This window comes from Pseudomonas sp. MONT-RG-20F-20-E-7-02 (assembly GCF_022662395.1).
GTDB lineage: Bacteria > Pseudomonadota > Gammaproteobacteria > Pseudomonadales > Pseudomonadaceae > Aquipseudomonas.
The window spans coordinates 740,616-760,250 of record NZ_JAKNQN010000003.1 but is presented as its reverse complement, the minus strand read 5'-3'; the positions used below and the strand labels follow the sequence as shown (position 1 = coordinate 760,250).

16 protein-coding genes and 4 tRNA genes are annotated in these 19,635 nt (G+C 59.1%); 6 read left to right on the top strand and 14 right to left on the bottom strand.

All coding sequences use genetic code 11. From position 1 onward, the window contains the following. Positions 1–100: 100 nt before the first annotated feature. A complete protein-coding gene (locus L8I05_RS12675; RefSeq protein WP_242169279.1) occupies positions 101–997 on the bottom strand; it encodes a LysR family transcriptional regulator in 897 nt (298 codons plus the stop codon). A 104-nt stretch (positions 998–1,101) separates the two neighbouring features. On the opposite strand from L8I05_RS12675, the gene L8I05_RS12670 reads away from it, so the two are divergent. Next, the gene (locus L8I05_RS12670) at positions 1,102–2,616 is read left to right on the top strand and encodes an MFS transporter (RefSeq protein ID WP_242169276.1); all 1,515 of its coding nucleotides are present in this window, start codon (positions 1,102–1,104) and stop codon (positions 2,614–2,616) included. A gap of 78 nt (positions 2,617–2,694) precedes the next feature. Here L8I05_RS12670 and L8I05_RS12665 read toward each other — a convergent pair. From L8I05_RS12665 to L8I05_RS12650, 4 genes are all read right to left on the bottom strand, one after another. Next, a tRNA-Asp gene (locus L8I05_RS12665) sits at positions 2,695–2,771 on the bottom strand. A gap of 19 nt (positions 2,772–2,790) precedes the next feature. Then, positions 2,791–2,866 (bottom strand) — tRNA-Val (locus L8I05_RS12660). Positions 2,867–3,042: 176 nt separating this feature from the next. Continuing rightward, a tRNA-Asp gene (locus L8I05_RS12655) sits at positions 3,043–3,119 on the bottom strand. Between the two features lie 19 nt (positions 3,120–3,138). After that, positions 3,139–3,214, bottom strand: a tRNA-Val gene (locus L8I05_RS12650). Between the two features lie 159 nt (positions 3,215–3,373). On the opposite strand from L8I05_RS12650, the gene rdgC reads away from it, so the two are divergent. The 3 genes from rdgC to sugE all read left to right on the top strand — a co-directional run bounded on the left by rdgC (position 3,374) and on the right by sugE (position 5,864). Further along, positions 3,374–4,294, top strand: a complete 921-nt coding sequence (gene rdgC, locus L8I05_RS12645; RefSeq protein WP_003172886.1) for a recombination-associated protein RdgC — start codon at positions 3,374–3,376, stop codon at positions 4,292–4,294. Between the two features lie 184 nt (positions 4,295–4,478). Then, on the top strand, positions 4,479–5,444 hold the full coding sequence (locus L8I05_RS12640) for a bile acid:sodium symporter family protein (RefSeq protein ID WP_242169274.1): 966 nt from the start codon (positions 4,479–4,481) through the stop codon (positions 5,442–5,444). A gap of 105 nt (positions 5,445–5,549) precedes the next feature. Next, positions 5,550–5,864 (top strand): quaternary ammonium compound efflux SMR transporter SugE, encoded by a 315-nt coding sequence (gene sugE, locus L8I05_RS12635; protein ID WP_010166396.1) that lies wholly within the window; start codon positions 5,550–5,552, stop codon positions 5,862–5,864. 121 nt (positions 5,865–5,985) lie between these two features. Here sugE and L8I05_RS12630 read toward each other — a convergent pair whose 3' ends face one another. The 3 genes from L8I05_RS12630 to L8I05_RS12620 all read right to left on the bottom strand — a co-directional run bounded on the left by L8I05_RS12630 (position 5,986) and on the right by L8I05_RS12620 (position 10,378). Further along, the gene (locus L8I05_RS12630; RefSeq protein ID WP_242169273.1) at positions 5,986–7,860 is read right to left on the bottom strand and encodes an MFS transporter; all 1,875 of its coding nucleotides are present in this window, start codon (positions 7,858–7,860) and stop codon (positions 5,986–5,988) included. A gap of 67 nt (positions 7,861–7,927) precedes the next feature. Beyond that, a complete protein-coding gene (locus tag L8I05_RS12625) occupies positions 7,928–9,076 on the bottom strand; it encodes a TDT family transporter (protein ID WP_242169271.1) in 1,149 nt (382 codons plus the stop codon). 114 nt (positions 9,077–9,190) lie between these two features. Continuing rightward, the gene (locus tag L8I05_RS12620; protein WP_242169269.1) at positions 9,191–10,378 is read right to left on the bottom strand and encodes an MFS transporter; all 1,188 of its coding nucleotides are present in this window, start codon (positions 10,376–10,378) and stop codon (positions 9,191–9,193) included. 91 nt (positions 10,379–10,469) lie between these two features. Here L8I05_RS12620 and L8I05_RS12615 point away from each other — a divergent pair, with 91 nt between their 5' ends. After that, on the top strand, positions 10,470–11,015 hold the full coding sequence (locus L8I05_RS12615) for a TetR/AcrR family transcriptional regulator (RefSeq protein ID WP_242169267.1): 546 nt from the start codon (positions 10,470–10,472) through the stop codon (positions 11,013–11,015). A gap of 96 nt (positions 11,016–11,111) precedes the next feature. Here the strand turns inward: L8I05_RS12615 and L8I05_RS12610 are convergent, their stop codons facing one another. The 4 genes from L8I05_RS12610 to L8I05_RS12595 form a co-directional block, all read right to left on the bottom strand. Continuing rightward, entirely contained in the window at positions 11,112–11,891 is a 780-nt protein-coding gene (locus tag L8I05_RS12610) for an ABC transporter permease (protein ID WP_106580691.1), read from the bottom strand. After that, entirely contained in the window at positions 11,888–12,820 is a 933-nt protein-coding gene (locus L8I05_RS12605) for an ABC transporter ATP-binding protein (protein WP_159955150.1), read from the bottom strand. Before L8I05_RS12605 ends, L8I05_RS12610 begins: the two co-directional genes overlap by 4 nt. A 134-nt stretch (positions 12,821–12,954) precedes the next feature. After that, positions 12,955–13,572, bottom strand: coding sequence for a glutathione S-transferase (locus tag L8I05_RS12600; RefSeq protein ID WP_177018347.1), 618 nt, complete (start codon positions 13,570–13,572; stop codon positions 12,955–12,957). A 56-nt stretch (positions 13,573–13,628) separates the two neighbouring features. After that, complete coding sequence (locus L8I05_RS12595; RefSeq protein ID WP_242169265.1) at positions 13,629–14,288, bottom strand: transglutaminase family protein; 660 nt, start codon at positions 14,286–14,288, stop codon at positions 13,629–13,631. Between the two features lie 191 nt (positions 14,289–14,479). Here L8I05_RS12595 and L8I05_RS12590 point away from each other — a divergent pair, with 191 nt between their 5' ends. Further along, positions 14,480–16,927 carry an acyl-CoA dehydrogenase gene (locus L8I05_RS12590; protein ID WP_242169263.1) on the top strand — a complete coding sequence of 816 codons (2,448 nt, stop codon included), beginning with the start codon at positions 14,480–14,482 and terminating at the stop codon, positions 16,925–16,927. Between the two features lie 631 nt (positions 16,928–17,558). On the opposite strand, the gene L8I05_RS12585 is transcribed toward L8I05_RS12590, so the two are convergent. After that, on the bottom strand, positions 17,559–18,296 hold the full coding sequence (locus L8I05_RS12585; protein WP_242169261.1) for a hypothetical protein: 738 nt from the start codon (positions 18,294–18,296) through the stop codon (positions 17,559–17,561). Between the two features lie 385 nt (positions 18,297–18,681). Continuing rightward, positions 18,682–19,305, bottom strand: coding sequence for a recombinase family protein (locus L8I05_RS12580; protein WP_242169259.1), 624 nt, complete (start codon positions 19,303–19,305; stop codon positions 18,682–18,684). Positions 19,306–19,635: the final 330 nt, after the last annotated feature.

Here is a 19,635-nt window from a genome sequence, read left to right as displayed (position 1 = left end):
TTAGAACACTCACTAAAAACTCTTTTACATCTTAATTACTAACATCAATATGACCCGCGCAGCCCCTGCCCTTCATTACCAGTGCGAGCGGATAGCCGATTCAAAGAGGTGTAAACAAGCACTCGGCAGCAAAGTCCACAAACACGCGGATTTTTGGCGAGAGGTGCCGGCTGGAAGGCCACAGCGCCCAGAACTGGCCCTGATCGTCGGAGTGCGTGTCCAATACGGTTTCCAGCTGTGCGTGAGCCAACGCCTCGCGGGCGAGGAAGTCCGGCACGTAGGCGATCCCATGGCCATCAATCGCAGCCCTGAGCATGGCTTCCATATTGTTCAACGTCAGCGCTGTGGGCAGCCGCAATTGGGTGATCGCCGGGTTGGCGGATAAGGTCCAGTCCATGATCTTTCCGGTGCTGGCAAAGCGATAACGCAGGCACTGGTGGTGTTCAAGGTCACTGAGGGTGGTCGGCCGACCGTGAGTGCGCAGGTACTCTGGGGCTGCACACAACACAAATCGGAACGGCCCGAGTTTGCGCGCCATCAATGTCGAGTCAGCCAGCCCTCCGCTGCGGATCACCACGTCGAACCCTTCCTCGATCACGTCCACCAAGTGGTCGTTGAAATCCAGCTCCAGCTCAATCTCCGGGTAGGCTTGCCGGAACGCGAGCATGTGCGGGAAGAGGAAGCGATAACCGATGGTGGGCAGGCTGACACGCAGTTTGCCACGTGGCGCCTGCATCACATGGGAGAGCATGGCGCGGGCGTCTTGCAGGTCATCAAGAATTTTGCGACTGCGCTCGTAGAACAATTGGCCTTCTGCGGTGAGGCTGACTTTGCGGGTACTGCGGTGCAGCAGCCGCACATTCAGCTCAGCCTCCAGCTTGGCGACATTTTTGCCCACCGCCGACGCGGAAATACCCATCGCCCGCGCCGCGCCGATAAAGCTGAGGGCTTCAGCCGTCTTGACGAATGCGATAACGCCGCTGAGGTTGTCCGTCACGCCATTACTTCCTTTTTGTCCGCTATGAACGGAATGTAGGCCTGTTTATCGCCAATTGCATCCCGCCTAGAGTCTTTATCTTTCCAGACCTGCGGGAATCCCCCATGAGCACTACAACCTCCTCCACCCATGGCCGCTATGCCATCCTGGCCGCAGTCTGCCTGGCGGCCCTGGTATTACCCATGAGTTTTACCGGGGGCGCAGTGGCTACGCCCTTTATCGGTGAGGCGTTCGCCGCCCGCCCCACACAGCTGGCGTGGATAACCAACGCGTTCATGTTGAGTTTCGGCAGCTTGTTGATGGCTGCCGGTACGCTCGCCGACCTCTATGGGCGCAAACGTCTGTTCTTGTGGGGCATGGCGCTGTTCAGCGCAGTCTCCCTGCTGTTGGCCATGGCACCGGGCATTCTCTGGTTGGACCTGTTGCGCGGGATGCAAGGTGTGGCGGCGGCCATTGCGTTGTCCAGTGGCTGTGCGGCGCTGGCGCAGGAGTTCGATGGCCATGCCAGGACACGTGCTTTCAGCCTGTTGGGCACGACCTTTGGCGCGGGCCTGGCGTTTGGCCCGTTGCTGTCGGGACTGCTGATTGAACAATGGGGCTGGCGCGCGATTTTCCTCGCCACGGCCTTGCTCGCGGGGCTTTCACTGCTGTTCGCGGCACCCACAATGCGCGAAAGCCGCGACCCGAACGCACTGCGCCTGGACCTGGCGGGGATGTTGACGTTTTCGGCCACGCTGGTGGCCTTGACCACCGCGGTGATTCTGGCACCGGAACAGGGTTGGGCCACTGCGACCACCTATTACCTGCTGGGCGCAGCAGCGCTGTTTTTACTGGCGTTTATAGTCGTTGAACATCGCACCAGGCAACCGATGCTGGACTTGCGCCTGTTTCGCTTCCCCCGCTTCATCGGCGTGCAGTTGCTGCCAATCGGCACCTGTTACTGCTATATCGTCCTGATCGTGCTGCTGCCACTGCGGTTTATCGGCGTTGAAGGCGCCAGCGCATTTGAAGCCGGGTTGATGATGCTGGGGCTGTCGGCCCCGATGCTGGTGGTGCCGATCCTCGCCGCGACGCTGACGCGCTGGCTGTCGCCGGGCGTGCTGTGCGCCATTGGCCTGCTGATCGCGGCCGTGGGTTTGTATGGACTGAGCCTGGCCGACGTTGGCCAGCCCCTGCAGACTGTGGCGGCGATGCTGATCATCGGGATCGGCACGGGGTTGCCGTGGGGCTTGATGGATGGCCTGGCAATCAGTGTTGTGCCAAAGGAACGTGCAGGGATGGCGGCGGGGATTTTCAATACGACTCGGGTCGCCAGTGAAGGTGTCGCGCTGGCAATCACCGTGGCAGTGTTGAGCGCGCTGGTTGCGCATCATCTGCCGGCCAGTGCTGTGCAGCTGGGTTCAACCGTCGCCCAGCAGTTGGTCATGGGAGATACCCGGCACGCCAGCGCCAACATGCCATTGGCATTGCTGCGCACCGCCTACATCGGCGGGTTCAATACATTGCTGCAAGGGCTGGCGGGGCTTACGGTGCTCACGGCGGCGGTGGTCTTTACGTTTCTTGGCCGACGCGATGCAGCACCGATGCACGCGTCACCCGCCGTCGAGCGATTAAGCTGAATCGCAGGCAAAAAAAGCCCGCTCAATGAGCGGGCTTCTTGTGGTGACCTGGCGTTCAGCGTTCCAGGTGACCGAATATGGCGCAGCGGACGGGACTCGAACCCGCGACCCCCGGCGTGACAGGCCGGTATTCTAACCGACTGAACTACCGCTGCGCGTAACACATGAAGCGAATGGTGGGTGATGACGGGATCGAACCGCCGACCCTCTGCTTGTAAGGCAGATGCTCTCCCAGCTGAGCTAATCACCCTTCGTTTCGGTGTGTGCGCATCATACAACAAAAAATCGTAATGTGTTGATTTAAATGCAATTTATTTAAAAAAACTTCATCGGGCGATTTTTCGCCATATTTCGGACAAAAAAAACCCGCTCAATGAGCGGGCTTTCTGTGGTGACCTGGCGTTCAGCGTTCCAGGTGACCGAATATGGCGCAGCGGACGGGACTCGAACCCGCGACCCCCGGCGTGACAGGCCGGTATTCTAACCGACTGAACTACCGCTGCGCGTAACACATGAAGCGAATGGTGGGTGATGACGGGATCGAACCGCCGACCCTCTGCTTGTAAGGCAGATGCTCTCCCAGCTGAGCTAATCACCCTTCGTTTCGGTGTGGCGCGCATTCTACGGAGCGACCCTGGGTCTGGCAAGCACTTTCTTAAATCTTTTTTTTCAGCCCTTCCAATGGCTTAGGCAGGGTTGGCCTCAGGCGATATCAAGAGAATAATGCCCCCCTTTGTATAAAGGAGAGACTCACCCCATGTGGTTCAAGAACCTGCTTATCTATCGCCTGACCCAAGATCTGCCTGTTGATGCCGAGGCGTTGGAAGCGGCCATGGCCACCAAACTGGCACGCCCGTGTGCCAGCCAGGAGTTGACCACTTACGGTTTCGTCGCGCCTTTTGGTAAAGGCGAAGACGCTCCCCTGGTTCACGTCAGCGGCGACTTCCTGCTGATCGCTGCGCGCAAGGAAGAACGCATCCTGCCGGGTAGCGTGGTGCGCGACGCACTCAAAGAGAAAGTCGAAGAGATCGAGGCCGAGCAAATGCGCAAGGTCTATAAAAAGGAACGCGACCAGATCAAGGATGAAATCATCCAGGCCTTCCTGCCGCGCGCCTTTATTCGTCGCTCGTCGACCTTCGCCGCCATCGCGCCAAAACAGGGCCTGATCCTGGTCAACTCGGCCAGCCCCAAGCGCGCCGAAGACCTGCTGTCGACCCTGCGTGAAGTGATCGGCACCCTGCCGGTTCGTCCACTCACGGTCAAAACTGCGCCAACCGCAATCATGACCGACTGGGTCACCACCCAGAAACCGGCCGATGACTTCTTCGTCCTCGACGAATGCGAACTGCGCGACACCCACGAAGACGGCGGCATTGTGCGTTGCAAGCGCCAGGACCTGACCGGCGAAGAAATCCAGCTGCACCTGACCACCGGCAAAGTCGTGACCCAACTGTCGCTGGCCTGGCAGGACAAGTTGTCCTTCATGCTCGACGACAAGATGACCGTCAAGCGCCTGAAGTTCGAAGACCTGCTGCAAGACCAGGCGGAACAGGACGGCGGCGACGAAGCCCTGGGCCAACTGGATGCCAGCTTTACCCTGATGATGCTGACGTTCGGCGAGTTCCTGCCGGCGCTGGTTGAAGCACTGGGCGGCGAAGAAACCCCACAGGGCATTTAAGCCATGTGAGGATCAAAATGTGGGAGCGGGCTTGTGTGACAGCCGGGCTTGCCCGCGATGCAGACACCTCGGTCTTCAGCTAGATCGAGTTGATGCTATCGCAGGCAAGCCAGCTCCCACACAAGCCCGCTCCCACATTTGATTGCATTCGCATTTCCGAAATCTAATAACAAGGACATCCCCCATGCGCGCACTCGCCGCCTTGAGCCGCTTCGTCGGCAATACCTTCGCCTACTGGGTGTTGATTTTCGCGGTGCTCGCCTTCCTTGAGCCCGGTTGGTTCATCGGTCTCAAAGGCGCCATCGTGCCGTTGCTGGGCCTGGTGATGTTCGGCATGGGGCTGACCTTAAAACTTGAAGATTTCGGCGAGGTTGCCCGCCATCCGTGGCGCGTGGCCCTGGGCGTGGTCGCGCACTTTGTGATCATGCCGGGCGTGGCCTGGTTGCTGTGCCAGGCCTTCCACCTGCCGCCGGAAATCGCCGTCGGCGTGATCCTGGTGGGTTGCTGCCCAAGTGGCACCTCGTCCAACGTGATGACCTGGCTGGCACGGGGTGACCTGGCGCTGTCGGTGGCGATTGCCGCCGTCACCACCCTCCTCGCCCCGCTGCTTACGCCGGCGCTGATCTGGCTGCTGGCGTCGGCGTGGCTGCCGGTGTCGTTCATGGAGTTGTTCTGGTCGATCCTGCAAGTGGTGCTGCTGCCGATCGTGCTCGGCGTGATCGCGCAACGCGTGCTCGGCGAGCGCGTGCGCCATGCAGTGGAAGTATTACCGCTGGTATCGGTGGTGAGCATCGTGATCATCGTCGCGGCGGTCGTTGCGGCGAGCCAGGCGAAGATCGCCGAATCAGGCCTGTTGATCATGGCCGTGGTGATGTTGCACAACAGCTTCGGCTATTTGCTGGGCTACTTCACCGGGCGGCTGTTCAAGCTGCCGTTGGCGCAGCGCAAGTCGCTGGCACTGGAAGTGGGCATGCAGAACTCCGGGCTGGGCGCCGCCTTGGCCAGTGCGCATTTTTCGCCGTTGGCGGCGGTGCCGAGCGCATTGTTCAGCGTCTGGCACAATATTTCCGGGGCGCTGCTGTCGACGTACTTCCGCCGCATGAGCGAAAAGGAAGACCGCCGCGCGTTGGCAAACACACCCGAAACTTGATCGCCTGATCAATTTTCGGCACTCTACCGAGCTTCGCGGGGACGACCTTGCGACGCTGTCGAGCGCTTATTCAGGGGACGACCCCACTTTTAAAGAGAGGTCATCATGTCCTGGATCATTCTGTTTTTTGCCGGGTTGTTTGAAGTCGGCTGGGCGGTCGGCTTGAAGTACACCGACGGCTTCAGCAAGCCACTGCCGACGGCCCTGACGATCGCCGCCATGGCCATCAGCCTCGGCCTGTTGGGCCTTGCGATGAAAGAACTGCCGCTGGGCACCGCCTATGCCATCTGGACCGGCGTGGGTGCGGTGGGCACGGTGATTGCCGGGATTATCCTGTTTGGGGAATCCATGGCGTTGTTTCGATTGGCGAGTGTGGCGTTGATTATTTGTGGGCTTATTGGCCTCAAGATCAGCGCCTAGATAACAGATTGTTCCCACGCTCCGCGTGGGAACGCATCCTGTGACGCTCCGCGTCGCGCCCCTAAAAGCGGACGCAGAGCGTCCATGGCGGCATTCCCACGCAGAGCGTGGGAACGATCATCTACCTGACACTCCCCCGCAACGCCCCCACTCGCTCCTGCAACTGCGCCGGCGTCGCCGCCTCCACCGTCACCGGCTCACCCGCCACCAGCACCACCCGCGACCAGATCCGGTGAAAGAAGCCCTTGTTCGGATCGCGGCTGAAAAAGCTGCCCCACAAGCCCTGCAACGCCATCGGGATCACCGGCACCGGCGTTTCCTCCAGAATCCGCGTCACGCCACCGCGAAACTCGTTCATCTCACCGTCCGCGGTCAGCTTGCCTTCCGGGAAAATGCACACCAACTCGCCATCCTTCAGATACTGCGCAATCCGCGTAAAGGCCTTTTCGTAGATCTGGATATCTTCGTTGCGCCCGGCAATCGGAATCGCCCCGGCGGTACGGAAGATAAAGTTGAGCACCGGCAACCGGTAGATTTTGTAGTACATCACAAAGCGAATCGGCCGACGCACCGCGCCACCAATCAACAGCGCATCCACAAACGACACGTGGTTGCACACCAGCAAGGCCGCGCCTTCATCCGGAATCAACTCCAGGTTGCGGTGCTCCACGCGGTACATGGAATGGCTGAGCAGCCAGATCATGAAACGCATGGTGAACTCGGGGACGATCTTGAAGATGTAGGTGTTGACCGCGATGTTGAGCAGCGACACCACCAGGAACAACTCGGGGATCGACAGCTTGGCCACGCTCAGCAGCAGGATCGAGACGATGGCCGAGACCACCATGAACAGCGCATTGAGAATGTTGTTGGCGGCGATGACCCGCGCGCGCTCGTTCTCGGCGGTGCGCGACTGGATCAGCGCATAGAGCGGCACGATATAGAAGCCACCGAACACGCCCAAACCGAGGATATCGAACAACACCCACCACGCCTGGCCGTAGCCGAGCACCGCCAGCCAGTCGTTGGCCTGCACATTCTGCGGGAAGCCGCCGGAGTGCCACCACAGCAGCAGGCCGAACACCGTCAGGCCGAACGAGCCGAACGGCACCAGGCCGATTTCGACCTTACGCCCGGAGAGTTTTTCGCAGAGCATCGAGCCCAGGGCGATGCCCACCGAGAATACGGTGAGGATCAACGTCACTACGGTTTCGTCGCCGTACAACCATTCCTTGGCGTAGGCCGGGATCTGCGTGAGGTAGATCGCGCCGACAAACCAGAACCACGAGTTGCCGACAATCGAGCGCGACACCGCCGGCGTCTGCCCCAGGCCCAGGCGCAAGGTGGCCCAGGACTCGCTGAAGATGTTCCAGTTCAGGCGCAGCTGCGGCGTAGACGCCGCCGCGCGCGGAATGCTGCGGCTGGCCAGGTAACCGAGCACCGCCACGCCGACAATCGCCGTCGCCACGATTGGCGCGTAATGGGTGGACGACATCATGATCCCGGCGCCAATGGTGCCTGCCAGGATCGCCAGAAACGTGCCCATTTCTACCAGGCCGTTGCCGCCCACCAGCTCATCGTCGTGCAGGGCCTGGGGCATGATCGAGTACTTCACCGGGCCGAACAGCGCCGAGTGCGTGCCCATGGCAAACAGCGCCAGCAGCATCAGTTCCAGGTGGTTGAACAAAAAGCCGGTGGCGCCCACGGCCATGATCACGATCTCGCCGATCTTGATCGCGCGGATCAATGCGTCCTTGTTGAACTTCTCGCCGAATTGCCCGGCCAGCGCCGAGAACAGGAAGAACGGCAGGATAAACAGCAAGGCACACAGGTTGACCCAGATCGAGCGGTCACCGTCGATGGTCAGCTTGTAGAGAATCGCCAGGATCAGCGATTGCTTGAAGATGTTGTCGTTAAAGGCGCCCAGCAACTGGGTGATGAAAAACGGCAGAAAACGCCGTGTGCGCAGCAAGGTGAATTGTGAGGGGTGGCTCATCGTCCGTGTTCCTGCGTGGCCTGTAGGCTGTTGTTGATCTTCAGGCCACGACTTTACCTAATCCCGCTTACTTATTCGCTAGCCCCGCAATGCAAGGTGAAACAAAAAGCTCGCCTTTATAGGCGCCCTGCACCGTGCGCGAGGCCACGATCAGCCACATCAACGCCAACGCCACCACCAGCACACTGCCAAATACGCTGAAGAAACCCAGGTTCAGCAAGCTAGCGAGCTTCAACGTGGCCAAGGCGTAGACGCCTAGTGGAAAGGTAAAACCCCACCAACCCAGGTTGAATGGAATGCCGGCACGCAGGTAACGCAGGGTGATCAACACGGCGATCAGCATCCACCACAAGCCGAAGCCCCACAGGGTGATGCCGGCCACCAAGCCGAGGCCGTTGGCCATTTCGCCGACGCCCGGCAAACCATTGGCGGCGAAGATCGCGGGGGCGTCGCCGCCCAGCAACAGCATGCCCAGCGCACCGGTGCCGATAGGCCCGAGGGCCAGCCAGCTCGACGCGGCCATGTTGGCGTGGGGCAGCTTATGCAGGGCCATACGCAGCATCAGGATGGTCAGGATGCTGAACGCCACCGGCAGGGAAAACGCCCACAGCACGTAGCTGGTCACCAGCATCACCAGTTGCGAATGCGCGTCGGCCAGGTGCGGCGCCAGCAGACCACCGCTGGCGGCGGCGACTTCGGCCGCCACCACGGGCAGCAGCCACACGGCGGTCATCTGGTCGATGCTGTGCTCCTGGCGGGTGAACATCATGAACGGAATCAACACGCCACACGCCAGCGCCATTGCCACGTCCAGCCACCACAAGGCTTCGGCCAACGGCACCACATCGGCGCCCCAGCGCGGCAGGCCGAACAGCAGCAGGCCGTTGATAATCGTCGCCAGGCCCATGGGAATGGTGCCGAAGAACATCGACACGGTGGAGTGCCCGAAAATGCGCCGCGCCTCGTGGAAAAACATCAACCAACGGGCCGCGTACAACACGCTGAACAGCACAAACAGGCCGACGGTGAACATCCACAGGCCTTCGGCAATCGCGTGCACGCCGGGCAGGTTGATCGGCAATTGGGCCAGGGCAAGGGCCAACACGCCGGTGCCCATGGTCGCGGCAAACCAGTTGGGGGTGAACTGACGAATCACTTCCCGTGGACGGGTCAAGTGACTGAACGGTTTATAGCTGATGGTGCTTGAGCAGGTCATGTCTGTAATCCTCTTCCTCGCATGAGGTTGAGGCCATCATAGAACCTGATCGAATATCTATATAACGGGTAATATCTCTAACTGTTATCTACTTTACCAATATATAGGGATAGGTTAGATCACTGCCTTGGCCCGTGTCGCCCCCTGCAGTAGCAACCCGCCCAGCGCGCCGAGGGCCAGCACGATCAATACGGCGCCATAGCCATCGGTAGTGGCGATGAGGCCAAACACCCGGCTCAAGTTACCCGCCAGCAGCGCGGGCACGCAGAACGCCAGGTAGCTCAAAACATAGAATGCCGACATCAAACCGGCGCGCTCATGGGGCAGCGCCAAGCCCACGATGCTGCGCACACTGCCCATAAAGCCGCCGCCAAAACCAAAGCCTGCGATGACACTGGCGACAAAAAACAGCCACAGACTGGCGCTCTGCACCGCGACCAACAGCAAGGCCACGCCCACCGCCAACAGCACCGCCGAAAGACGCATGACCTTGTCTGCCGGGTGTTCGCGCAGGCTGTAAATCATGACCGCACCGCTCAGGGTCACGACGGCCACCAGGCCGCCGCCGATCAGGTGCGAAGTCGAGCCGGTTGAAGCCCGCACCAGCGAAGGTGCCAGCGACGAAAAGAACCCGCCCAGCGCCCACACCGCCACGTTCAGCGGCATCGCCAGCCACAAGGCCCGGCGTGCTTGCTCGGGCACATGCAGGGTTGGCGACAATGACTTCAAGGCACCCGGAATGCGGCTGACGGTCTCCGGCAAGCGCCACACATAAAGCGCTTGCAGCACCATCAAGCCCAGCAGCGTGAGGTAAATCAACTGGGTCGGACGTGGTGCGTATTCGACGAGCAAGCCGCTGCCCAGAGCGCCACTGGCCATGCCTAAAAGCGGCGCGAGGCTGTTGAGCATCGGGCCGCGCAGGCGGTCGGTGTCCAGCAGCGTCGCCGCCAGCACCGCCGTCGCCGTGCCGGTGGCAAAACCTTGCAGCGCTCGGGCGGCAATCAGGTAGGCGGTGCTGTCAGCGTTGATAAACAGCAACATCGCCACACTATTAAGCAGCAGTGCAGCAAAAATCACCGGCCTGCGCCCCAGGTAATCCGACAATGAACCCACGGTCAGCAGCGCCGCCAGCAAGCTCACGGCATACACACCGAAGATCACCGTCAGCATCGCCGCGGAAAAATGCAGGTTGTCCTGATAAACCTGATACAACGGCGTCGGTGCGCTGGACGCAGCGAGGAAGGTCAACATCGTGATGACCAGGAACGCCAGGCTGGAACGTTGAGAAATGACGCTAGGCATGTGCACACTCCGCTAAAGCTAATATTTTGCTTTTGCAGAGTGTGCTACCGGCAAGCGCTTAAAGCAAATTCTTTGTGTTAAGGTTTTATGCATGGCGATTAAAGAAGGCCTTCGCCCGGGGGGCCGCAGTGCCCGGGTTCAAGAATCAGTGCATAACGCCGCGCGCGAATTGCTGGAAGCCCATGAGCGCTCCAGCGTTACCGTGCCGATGATTGCTGCGCGCGCGGGTGTTACGCCGTCGACCATCTACCGACGCTGGGGCGACCTTTCCGCGCTGCTCGCCGACGTGGCGCTGGAGCGGCTGCGCCCCGACAGCGAGCCCGCCAACACTGGCAGCCTGCGCGGCGACCTGCGCGCGTGGGGCGAACAGTATCTGGATGAAATGAGTTCCGAGTTGGGCCGCAACATGATGCGCGACGTGCAGTGCAGCCATCCCAGGGACTATTGCAGCAACATTCTGATGGGCCAGATGCAGGTTATTCTCGACCGTTATCAGGGCGGCGCGGATGTGCTGCCGAGTCTGGACCGACTGCTGAATCTGATTGCGGCGCCGACGGTGTATCGCAGTTTGTTTTCCAGTGCGCCGCTGCCGGTTGAAGAGCTGTATGAACTCATTGAGTTGGCACTGAAAGCCTAAAAATGTGGGAGCTGGCTTGCCTGCTCCCACCTTTGTGCTGTGTCACTCAACAAAAAAGGCCTCACATGGAGGCCTTTTTCTATGGCGGAACGACGCTTACGTACGCATCCCACGCCCGCTCACCAACAACCGCGCGCATCCCACATACAGCACCACGGTCGCCACCAGCATGAAGGTGATCGCCACGCTGATCTTGATATCCGACACGCCCAAAATGCCGTAGCGGAACGCATTGACCATGTGCAGCACCGGGTTGGCCAACGATACGGTTTGCCAAAACGGCGGCAGCAAGGTGATGGAGTAGAACACCCCGCCCAGGTAAGTCAACGGCGTCAGCACAAAGGTCGGGATGATCGAAATATCATCGAAATTGCGTGCAAACACGGCGTTGATAAAGCCCAGCAGCGAAAAGATCGTCGCCGTCAGTACCACCACCAAAATAGTCACGCCCAGGTGATGCACTTGCAGGTGGGTGAAGAACAGCGACAGCAAGGTCACGATCACGCCAACCATCAAGCCGCGCAGCACACCGCCCAAGGTGTAGCCGATCAGAATCGTGTGCGGCGACACCGGCGAGACCATCAGCTCTTCAATGGAGCGCTGGAACTTGCTGCCGAAGAAGCTGGAGACCACGTTGCCGTAGGAGTTGGTGATCACCGACATCATGATCAGGCCCGGCACGATGTACTCCATGTAGGTGAAACCGCCCATGTCGCCGATCTGGCGACCGATCAGGTTACCGAAAATCACGAAGTACAGGACCATGGTGATCGCCGGCGGCAGCAGGGTCTGCGGCCAGATCCGGGTAAAGCGCTTCACTTCGCGGTAGACGATGGTTTGCAGCGCGACAATGTTGGGTTGCAGTTCGGAACTCATACCGCCACCTTCGCCAGATTTTTCTCCACCAGGGACACGAACAACTCCTCAAGGCGATTGGTTTTGTTGCGCAGGCTCAGCACTTCGATGTTCTGGGCTGCCAATTGAGTGAACAACGCGGTAATGCCCATGGCCTTGTCCACCTGGACTTCCAGGGTGTGGCCATCGACCAGCCGGCTTGGGTAGCCGAGCAATTGCGGCGCCACCGTCAGGTTGTTTTTCAGGTCGAGCAGAAAGGTTTCCACATGCAGCTGGCCCAGCAGGTTACGCATGCTGGTGTTCTCGACGATGGTGCCGTGGTCGATGATGCCGATGTTGCGGCACAGCTGCTCAGCCTCTTCCAGGTAATGGGTGGTGAGGATGATGGTGATGCCCTTCTCGTTCAGCTCGGTGAGGAAGGTCCACATCGAGCGACGCAGTTCGATGTCCACACCTGCGGTCGGCTCGTCGAGGATCAGCAGGCGCGGTTCGTGCACCAGGGCGCGGGCGATCATCAGGCGGCGCTTCATGCCACCGGAGAGTGAGCGCGACGGCACGTCACGCTTGTCCCACAGGCCTAACTGGGTCAAGTACTGCTCGGCACGTTCCTTGGCGATTTTCGCCGGGATGCCGTAATAGCCCGCCTGGGTGACGACGATGTCGAAGGTTTTTTCGAACTGGTTGAAGTTGAATTCCTGGGGTACCACGCCGATGGAGCGCTTGAGCGCCGCCGGGGATTTATCCAGGTCATGGCCAAAGATATTCACCGAGCCGCTGGTCTTGTTGACCAGGGTGGAAAGGATACCGATGGTGGTGGATTTGCCGGCGCCGTTGGGGCCGAGCAAGGCGAAGAAGTCACCTTCGGCAACGTCCAGATCGATACCACTCAGGGCCTGGAAACCGTTGCCGTAGGTTTTGGTTAGCTGCCGGATGGACAGAGCGGAACTCATATCGGAATACGCACCAAAGAAGGGAATAGAAAGAATAGATGAGGGCGCAGCCCAGGTAGTTCAACGGCGGCGCATGACAGGCATGGTGCTTGCCCGCGCCGCACAAGTACAGTCACCCGTATTAATAGTGGGTATTAAGTCAACGCGGTCATCACGGCTTTGCGGTACGCCGGCCGCTGTTGCAGGCGTTGATACCAGGCCTCTAGATGGGGCATCGAAGGGCGTTCGATGGGCATTTCAAACCAGGCGTAGATAAAGCTGCCCAAAGGGATATCGCCCATGCCGATTTCGTTGCCGGACAGGTAAGGTTGCTCGGCCAGGGCTTTGTCCACGGTGCTCAGTGCATCGATACAGGCTTGGCGCCCGGCATTGATGCTGTCCCAGTTCTGTTTTTCCGCCGGGGTGCGCAGGATGCCCCAGAACACAGCCTTGAACGGTTCGGCGAGGGTCGAGGTGGTCCAATCCATCCACTTCTCGGCATTCGCCCGCGCTTGCAGGTCGCTCGGGTACCAGCTCGATGCCTGCTTGGCGCAGAGGTAACGCACGATAGTGTTGGATTCCCACAGCACAAAGTCGCCATCTTCGATCATCGGCACCCGGCCATTGGGGTTCAAGGCTCGGTATTGCGGCGTGTCGACCACACCAAAAGCCCCGCCCGCATCAATTGCCTCATAATCCAGGCCGAGTTCCTCGGCGCACCACAGTGCTTTCCTGACGTTTGATGAATTTTTACGACCCCAGATTTTCAGCATGACCGCGCCTTATTGTTGGTGAACATGGCTTGATGAACGCAGCAGCATACGCCGGTTCACGCGCGGCTTAAATCGGTCTGCCTATCGCCCAACTGTTGCGGCATGTCTTCGGCGAACAGGTGCGGGTAACACTGCTGAATATGCGCGAAGAAAAACGCTTCGGGCACGTCGGAAAACTGCCCGTGGTCCAACACATACTCCATCGAACGCTGGCCCTGGCGATTAAACGCGTGAAACACGCTGTCGTGAATGCCATCGAACGCCAATGGCGGCACATCGAACACTTCGCACAGTTGGCTATTGAACGCCGGGGTGGCCTTGACCCAACGGCCGTTCAAGTACACCTCGGTATAGCCGTGCATGGCGAACACATCGCTTTTGAGCAAGGCGATCAGGCGCGGCGTCGACAGATGATTGCGCACGTCCGCCAGGCCGATGCGCGCCGGGATACCGCAGTGGCGGGCGCAGGCGGCGAGCAGCGTGGCCTTGGGCACGCAATAACTCTCACCGGCCGCCAAGGCGAAGCTGGCGTTCAAGGTGCCTGGGTCGCGGCTGAAGGTGTAGGGGTTGTAGCGAATCGTCTCACGCACGGCGTAATAAAGACTGACTGCCTGGTCACGCAAACCCGCGCTGGGACCGCGATGTTTTTCAGCGAACTCCACCACCGCAGGGTGGTCACTATCGATGAAGCGGCTGGGATTCAGGTACGTATCCATGCGCGTTATCTCCGAAGGAAGGCTTGAGTCTAACCACAGGTCTGCCCTTGCGATAACGACGATTCGGCCAAATGTCGGCGCCTGGTGATCGGCGCCCGCTGTACAACTCGTTACACCCTGATCACCGCGCTTTTTCGGATGCCGACTAAGCTCCATGGTGGTTTCGCCCCTGGTTTCACGGAGGATTGAATATGCTGTTGTTGTGGATACTGGTTCTGGTGGTCGGCATTGCCTACCTGGCACACCGCCGCACCGCGCCCCTGCCCGCCCTGGGCGTGGTCGCCGTTTACCTGCTGGCGATGGGCGCCTGGAGCCACGCACCGGGTTGGCTGCTGCTGATCTTCTGGGTGTTGATCGCGGCCGTGGCCCTGCCCTTGCTGCTGCCCGACCTGCGCCGCCAATACTTCACCAAGCCGCTGTTCAGCTGGTTCCAGAAAGTCCTGCCGCCGATGTCCGAGACCGAGCGCGACGCGATTGACGCCGGCACCGTGTGGTGGGATGGCGAACTGTTCAGCGGTCGCCCCGATTGGGACAAGTTGCTGGCCTACCCCAAGGCGCAACTGACCGAAGAAGAACAGGCGTTTATCGACGGCCCCACCGAAGAACTCTGCGCGATGGTCAGCGACTGGGAAATCGGCCAGGCCATGGACCTGCCGCCCGCTGCCTGGGAACACATCAAGACTCATGGCTTCTTTGCCCTGATCATTCCGAAGGAATATGGCGGCAAGGGCTTTTCCGCCTATGCCCACTCCCAGGTCGCGATGAAACTCGCGACCCGCAGCGGCGACCTGGCCTCTACCGTGATGGTCCCCAACTCCCTCGGCCCGGCCGAGTTGCTGCTGCATTACGGCACCGACGAACAACGCAACCACTACCTGCCGCGCCTGGCGCGTGGCGATGACATTCCGTGTTTTGCCCTGACCGGCCCGCTGGCCGGCTCGGACGCGGGCGCCATGCCCGACACCGGCGTGATCTGCAAAGGTGAGTGGGAAGGCAAGGAAACCCTTGGCCTGCGCCTGAACTGGGAAAAACGCTACATCACCCTCGGCCCGGTCGCGACCTTGCTCGGTTTGGCCTTCAAGGCGCATGACCCGGACCACTTGCTGGGCGGAGAAGAAGACTTGGGCATCAGCCTGGCGCTGATCCCGACCGATACCCCAGGCGTAGAAATCGGCCGTCGTCACCTTCCCCTGGGCGCCGCGTTCATGAACGGCCCCAACTCCGGCAAAGACGTGTTCATCCCCCTGGAGTTCCTCATCGGTGGCCAGGAAATGCTCGGCAAGGGCTGGATGATGCTGATGAACTGCCTGTCGGTAGGCCGCTCGATTTCGCTGCCTGCGGTCGGCACCGGCGCGGCCAAGTTCACCAGCCTGGTGACCGGCCAGTACGCCCAGGTGCGTGAGCAGTTCAACGTGCCGCTGTCGGCCTTCGAAGGCATCCAGGAAGCCCTGGCGCGTATCGGCGGCAACGCCTGGCTGATGGACAGCGCGCGCATGCTCACCGCCAACGCCGTGGACCTGGGGGAAAAACCCTCGGTGCTTTCGGCGATCCTTAAGTACCACCTCACCGAGCGTGGCCGCGAGTGCATCAGCCACGCCATGGACGTGCACGGTGGCAAGGGCATTATCATGGGCCCGAACAACTACCTGGGCCGTAACTGGCAGGGCGCGCCGATCTTCATCACCGTGGAAGGCGCGAACATTCTGTCGCGCAACCTGATGATCTTTGGCCAGGGTGCGATTCGCTGCCATCCGTTCGTGCTCAAGGAAATGGCCCTGGCCGGTCGTGAAGACCGTGACCAGGCGCTGAAAGAGTTCGACGGCCTGCTGATGCAACACATCGGTTTCGCCGTGAGTAACGCCGCCAGCACCCTGGTGCTGAACCTTGGCGTGGGCCACTTCGAGAAAGCCCCGGGCAACCGCCTGAGCCAGGGTTATTTCCGTGCATTGAACCGCCAGGCCGCTGCGTTCGCCCTGCTCGCTGACCTGAGCATGATGCTGCTGGGTGGCGAATTGAAACGCCGCGAACGCCTGTCGGCGCGCCTCGGTGATGTGCTGAGCCACATGTACCTGGCGTCGGCCGCGCTTAAGCGTTATCACGACCTGGATTCGCCGGACCACCTGGAGCCGTTGTTCGCCTGGGCCATGGAAGAAAGTCTTGGCGAATCCGAACGCGCGCTGGATGAGCTGCTGAGCAACTTCCCGAACAAGGTGCTCGGTTGCCTGCTGCGGGTGATCGTGTTCCCGTTCGGCCGTCGCCATACCGGGCCGTCCGACGCACTGGATGCCGAAGTGGCCGCAGTGATCGGCCGCGCCAAAGGCGACCCGACCCTCGAAGAACTGCTGGCCGGCTGCTACCGCCCGCAATCGGCGGAGGACCCGGTCGGCGCCCTGCAGCATGCCTACGACCTGCTGGGTGCCAGCCATCCGCTGCAGAAAAAACTGCATGCCGCGCTGAAAAGCGGCCAGGTCAAGCCGTCTGCCGGCGAACATGCCATCGACGCCGCACTGCACGCCGGGGTGCTGCAACCGGCCGAAGCGCAAACCTTGCGGGACGCTGAAGCGGCACGCCGCAAGGTGATCGACGTGGATGATTTCAGCAAGGAAGAGCTGACCCAGGCTGAGGGTAAAGTCCGCTAACCGCTCATACCCATACAGCGAAGGTCATATAAATACGGGCGCGTGAGCTATATACTCTCGCGCCAGTTTTTATTTTACTTACAAATCAATCAGTTAACAAAAGCCTGGCCTGGATTTTTCTACGCAAGATTCTATGCAAAATTTCTTCTACTCCTGCCCCCTTCACCGTCAGCACCGATGACAGGTGATCCCCTTCGACCGAAGGTCAAGACCCACCCCTGAGGTGGCAACACCACCATCCTCCGGGATGTACCTCGACCAATACCCATGATCCACAAAACCAGCCTTTAGCTTTTGATCTTGCTTCTGCTCTATTGGGTTGGCGAAATTGATAGCTTAGCGCTATCCACTGACTCAGTAGCGACGGAACGTCGAAGGGCGGATAACTTGAAAGCTCACGCTTTCGGGTGAGTCAAGATCAAAAGCGAAGCTTTGATTTGTGGGGACACGTATGTAGGTATCTGTGGGCTGATCCAAGCGTTGTGGTGGTGTTACCGGCGTGAAAGGTCAAGGGCATTATACCAAAATGCCACTATCGCGCCAAGGAATATTTCTTGCAAGTATGATTTGAGTGTGGTAGCGATTCTGCTTTGTCTAATACAACGCTATATCGACACTTGTATGACCCCAGTTAAATCAATGGCTTACGCGACGGCAGAAAAGTCGTACGCCGGGCCAGAAGAGATTCAACTTCACCCTGCAAGCCTGGCTGGTCATCCAACAGACTTTCAGTGCCGAGACGCCGCATATCAAGCCAAAACAGGACCACTGCATTAACCAACTCTCGCAGCAGTCCAACGGGAATACGGATTCCATCAACCGGGGCACGATAAGTCACCGGCACGTTTGGATATTTGACGGTATCGGCCCAATGAGGCCATAGGCCGGTGTGATTCTTTCGCAGCTTCATTGCAGATTTTCCCTCACCATGGCGACAAACGTTGCCAAGGGTTTGAAGTAGATCAAGGTGCCCGTAGGAATCGAAACTCTGGAAATCGATGCCCCTTACATCTAGGAACAGACTGTTCATTTTGTCGCCCCACTTCACATCGTCAAGACGCTTCTGGAGTTCATCGCCCAGTTGCAAAGACCCGATGCAATTCCTCAGGTAACTCCTCAATTGCTGCTCCCACACGGATTGGATACCGAGACAAAGCGCCATTGATGTTTTAGCGGTCAGGTTGATGTGGTCGAGCGCCTGAATCGATGCAATAGCTTGGTCTGGGTTCTTAGCAAGCTCAACAGCCTTCCTGTCGAGGCCCGCCAACGCTGGCTCTACCACTAGGTTCAAGAAGTCTTGTGCCACCTCTCCATATCGGTTGGCGTAGGCGTCTGCTATTGAAAGCTTCCATGGGTGTGCAGTTGTCATGGTTCATCCTGATCACTGAGGGCATTTCAGAATGGTAGCGAACCAGAGGCACTTTTTCTGCGAGAGCTTACCCCGCCCCCAAAAATCAAATGCAACTAGATGGGCGATTGATTCTCATCCAGCAAGAAATAACCCTAACCACCCCCCCCGCCGAATTTTTTGATGCCCATCGACGGTGATTTGGGTTTGGCTGGGGCGAATTCGGATACTTCAACTATGAACTTAACAACGGCAACACTGAGCTTCGCAAGCCGTTCTTAATATACAAATAACAGTATGGACTGGGTGCCGCTGGGGTCGATTCTGGAGGGCGTAAGGGGCTGCGCTGTCAACTTGATCAAATGCAATGAAGCCCGCTCAAGGCGGGCTCTGTGGGCCGTTACAGTTAGGCTTTCAGTTCACGCTTGATCCTGTACACCGTGGCAACGCCGCAGTCTGCCAGCTTGGCAACATCATCCGCCGACAGGGTTGGATTCTTCACGATCAGCGCCTCTACCCTCTTCCACAATTCGGCATTCTTGCCCTTACCGGCTGGCTTCCAGCTGGGATCTTCTGCCCGTTTCTTCTGCAAGCCCTGCTGGATCCGTTCAACACGCTTCTCTTGATCAAGGCGGGCCATGGTAGCCATGAGTTCGATCAGCATGTCATTGATCACGTTCATGATTTGCCCGCTGATGCCCCTGTCTACCACCAACATATGACTGGTAGGCAAGTCAGCTATAACCAGACGCAAGCCCTTTGTCTTGATTGTCGTCTTGAGGGTCAGCCAATCTTCTTGGGAAAGCCTGCTGAGACGGTCTACAGACTCGCAAAGGAGGATGTCGCCCGGTTGAGCTACATCAAGCAGTTTCATCAGTTCAGGGCGGTTGAGCTTCGTCCCACTGATGTTCTCGGCGTAAACGCCTGCAATGGTGAGGGACTTCTCAGCAGCGAATGCCTCAAGGGACTCCTTGGCACGATTTGCGTCCTGATCCTTGGTGCTGGCCCTCAAGTACAAATGTGCGTTCATGGCTGGCTATCCTTTATTCTATTGAGTTGATAGATCAAAGATAAACTATCTTATAGCCAATAGTGGATAGATATTTGATAGCAGAATCACCTATCGGACAGGCGGTTATCCCACTACTAGAGAAGTCTACTTCTTTGATAGTTAACCCTCTTGACCATCGGAAGGTTTCTTAGAACTCGCTATCAGGGCCATTATCCGCAGATTGCCTGCGTTGGTGGGCAGAACGCCCGTGTAACGGCTGGGGCCACCTTCGCCGGTGAACTCAACAAGGCCCATCGCTAACAGGTTCTGGAACGGGCCAAGATCGCTCCCGGATACTTCGTGTTGGCC

Bases quoted from the DNA above. Each gene is read 5' to 3' on its own strand.
- rdgC (WP_003172886.1), top strand. From the start codon at position 3,374: ATGTGGTTCAAGAACCTGCTTATCTATCGCCTGACCCAAGATCTGCCT.
- L8I05_RS12625 (WP_242169271.1), bottom strand. From the start codon at position 9,076: ATGACCTGCTCAAGCACCATCAGCTATAAACCGTTCAGTCACTTGACC.
- L8I05_RS12620 (WP_242169269.1), bottom strand. From the start codon at position 10,378: ATGCCTAGCGTCATTTCTCAACGTTCCAGCCTGGCGTTCCTGGTCATC.
- L8I05_RS12615 (WP_242169267.1), top strand. From the start codon at position 10,470: ATGGCGATTAAAGAAGGCCTTCGCCCGGGGGGCCGCAGTGCCCGGGTT.
- L8I05_RS12640 (WP_242169274.1), top strand. From the start codon at position 4,479: ATGCGCGCACTCGCCGCCTTGAGCCGCTTCGTCGGCAATACCTTCGCC.
- L8I05_RS12630 (WP_242169273.1), bottom strand. From the start codon at position 7,860: ATGAGCCACCCCTCACAATTCACCTTGCTGCGCACACGGCGTTTTCTG.
- L8I05_RS12670 (WP_242169276.1), top strand. From the start codon at position 1,102: ATGAGCACTACAACCTCCTCCACCCATGGCCGCTATGCCATCCTGGCC.
- L8I05_RS12600 (WP_177018347.1), bottom strand. From the start codon at position 13,572: ATGCTGAAAATCTGGGGTCGTAAAAATTCATCAAACGTCAGGAAAGCA.
- L8I05_RS12610 (WP_106580691.1), bottom strand. From the start codon at position 11,891: ATGAGTTCCGAACTGCAACCCAACATTGTCGCGCTGCAAACCATCGTC.
- L8I05_RS12590 (WP_242169263.1), top strand. From the start codon at position 14,480: ATGCTGTTGTTGTGGATACTGGTTCTGGTGGTCGGCATTGCCTACCTG.
- L8I05_RS12595 (WP_242169265.1), bottom strand. From the start codon at position 14,288: ATGGATACGTACCTGAATCCCAGCCGCTTCATCGATAGTGACCACCCT.
- L8I05_RS12605 (WP_159955150.1), bottom strand. From the start codon at position 12,820: ATGAGTTCCGCTCTGTCCATCCGGCAGCTAACCAAAACCTACGGCAAC.
- sugE (WP_010166396.1), top strand. From the start codon at position 5,550: ATGTCCTGGATCATTCTGTTTTTTGCCGGGTTGTTTGAAGTCGGCTGG.
- L8I05_RS12585 (WP_242169261.1), bottom strand. From the start codon at position 18,296: ATGACAACTGCACACCCATGGAAGCTTTCAATAGCAGACGCCTACGCC.
- L8I05_RS12580 (WP_242169259.1), bottom strand. From the start codon at position 19,305: ATGAACGCACATTTGTACTTGAGGGCCAGCACCAAGGATCAGGACGCA.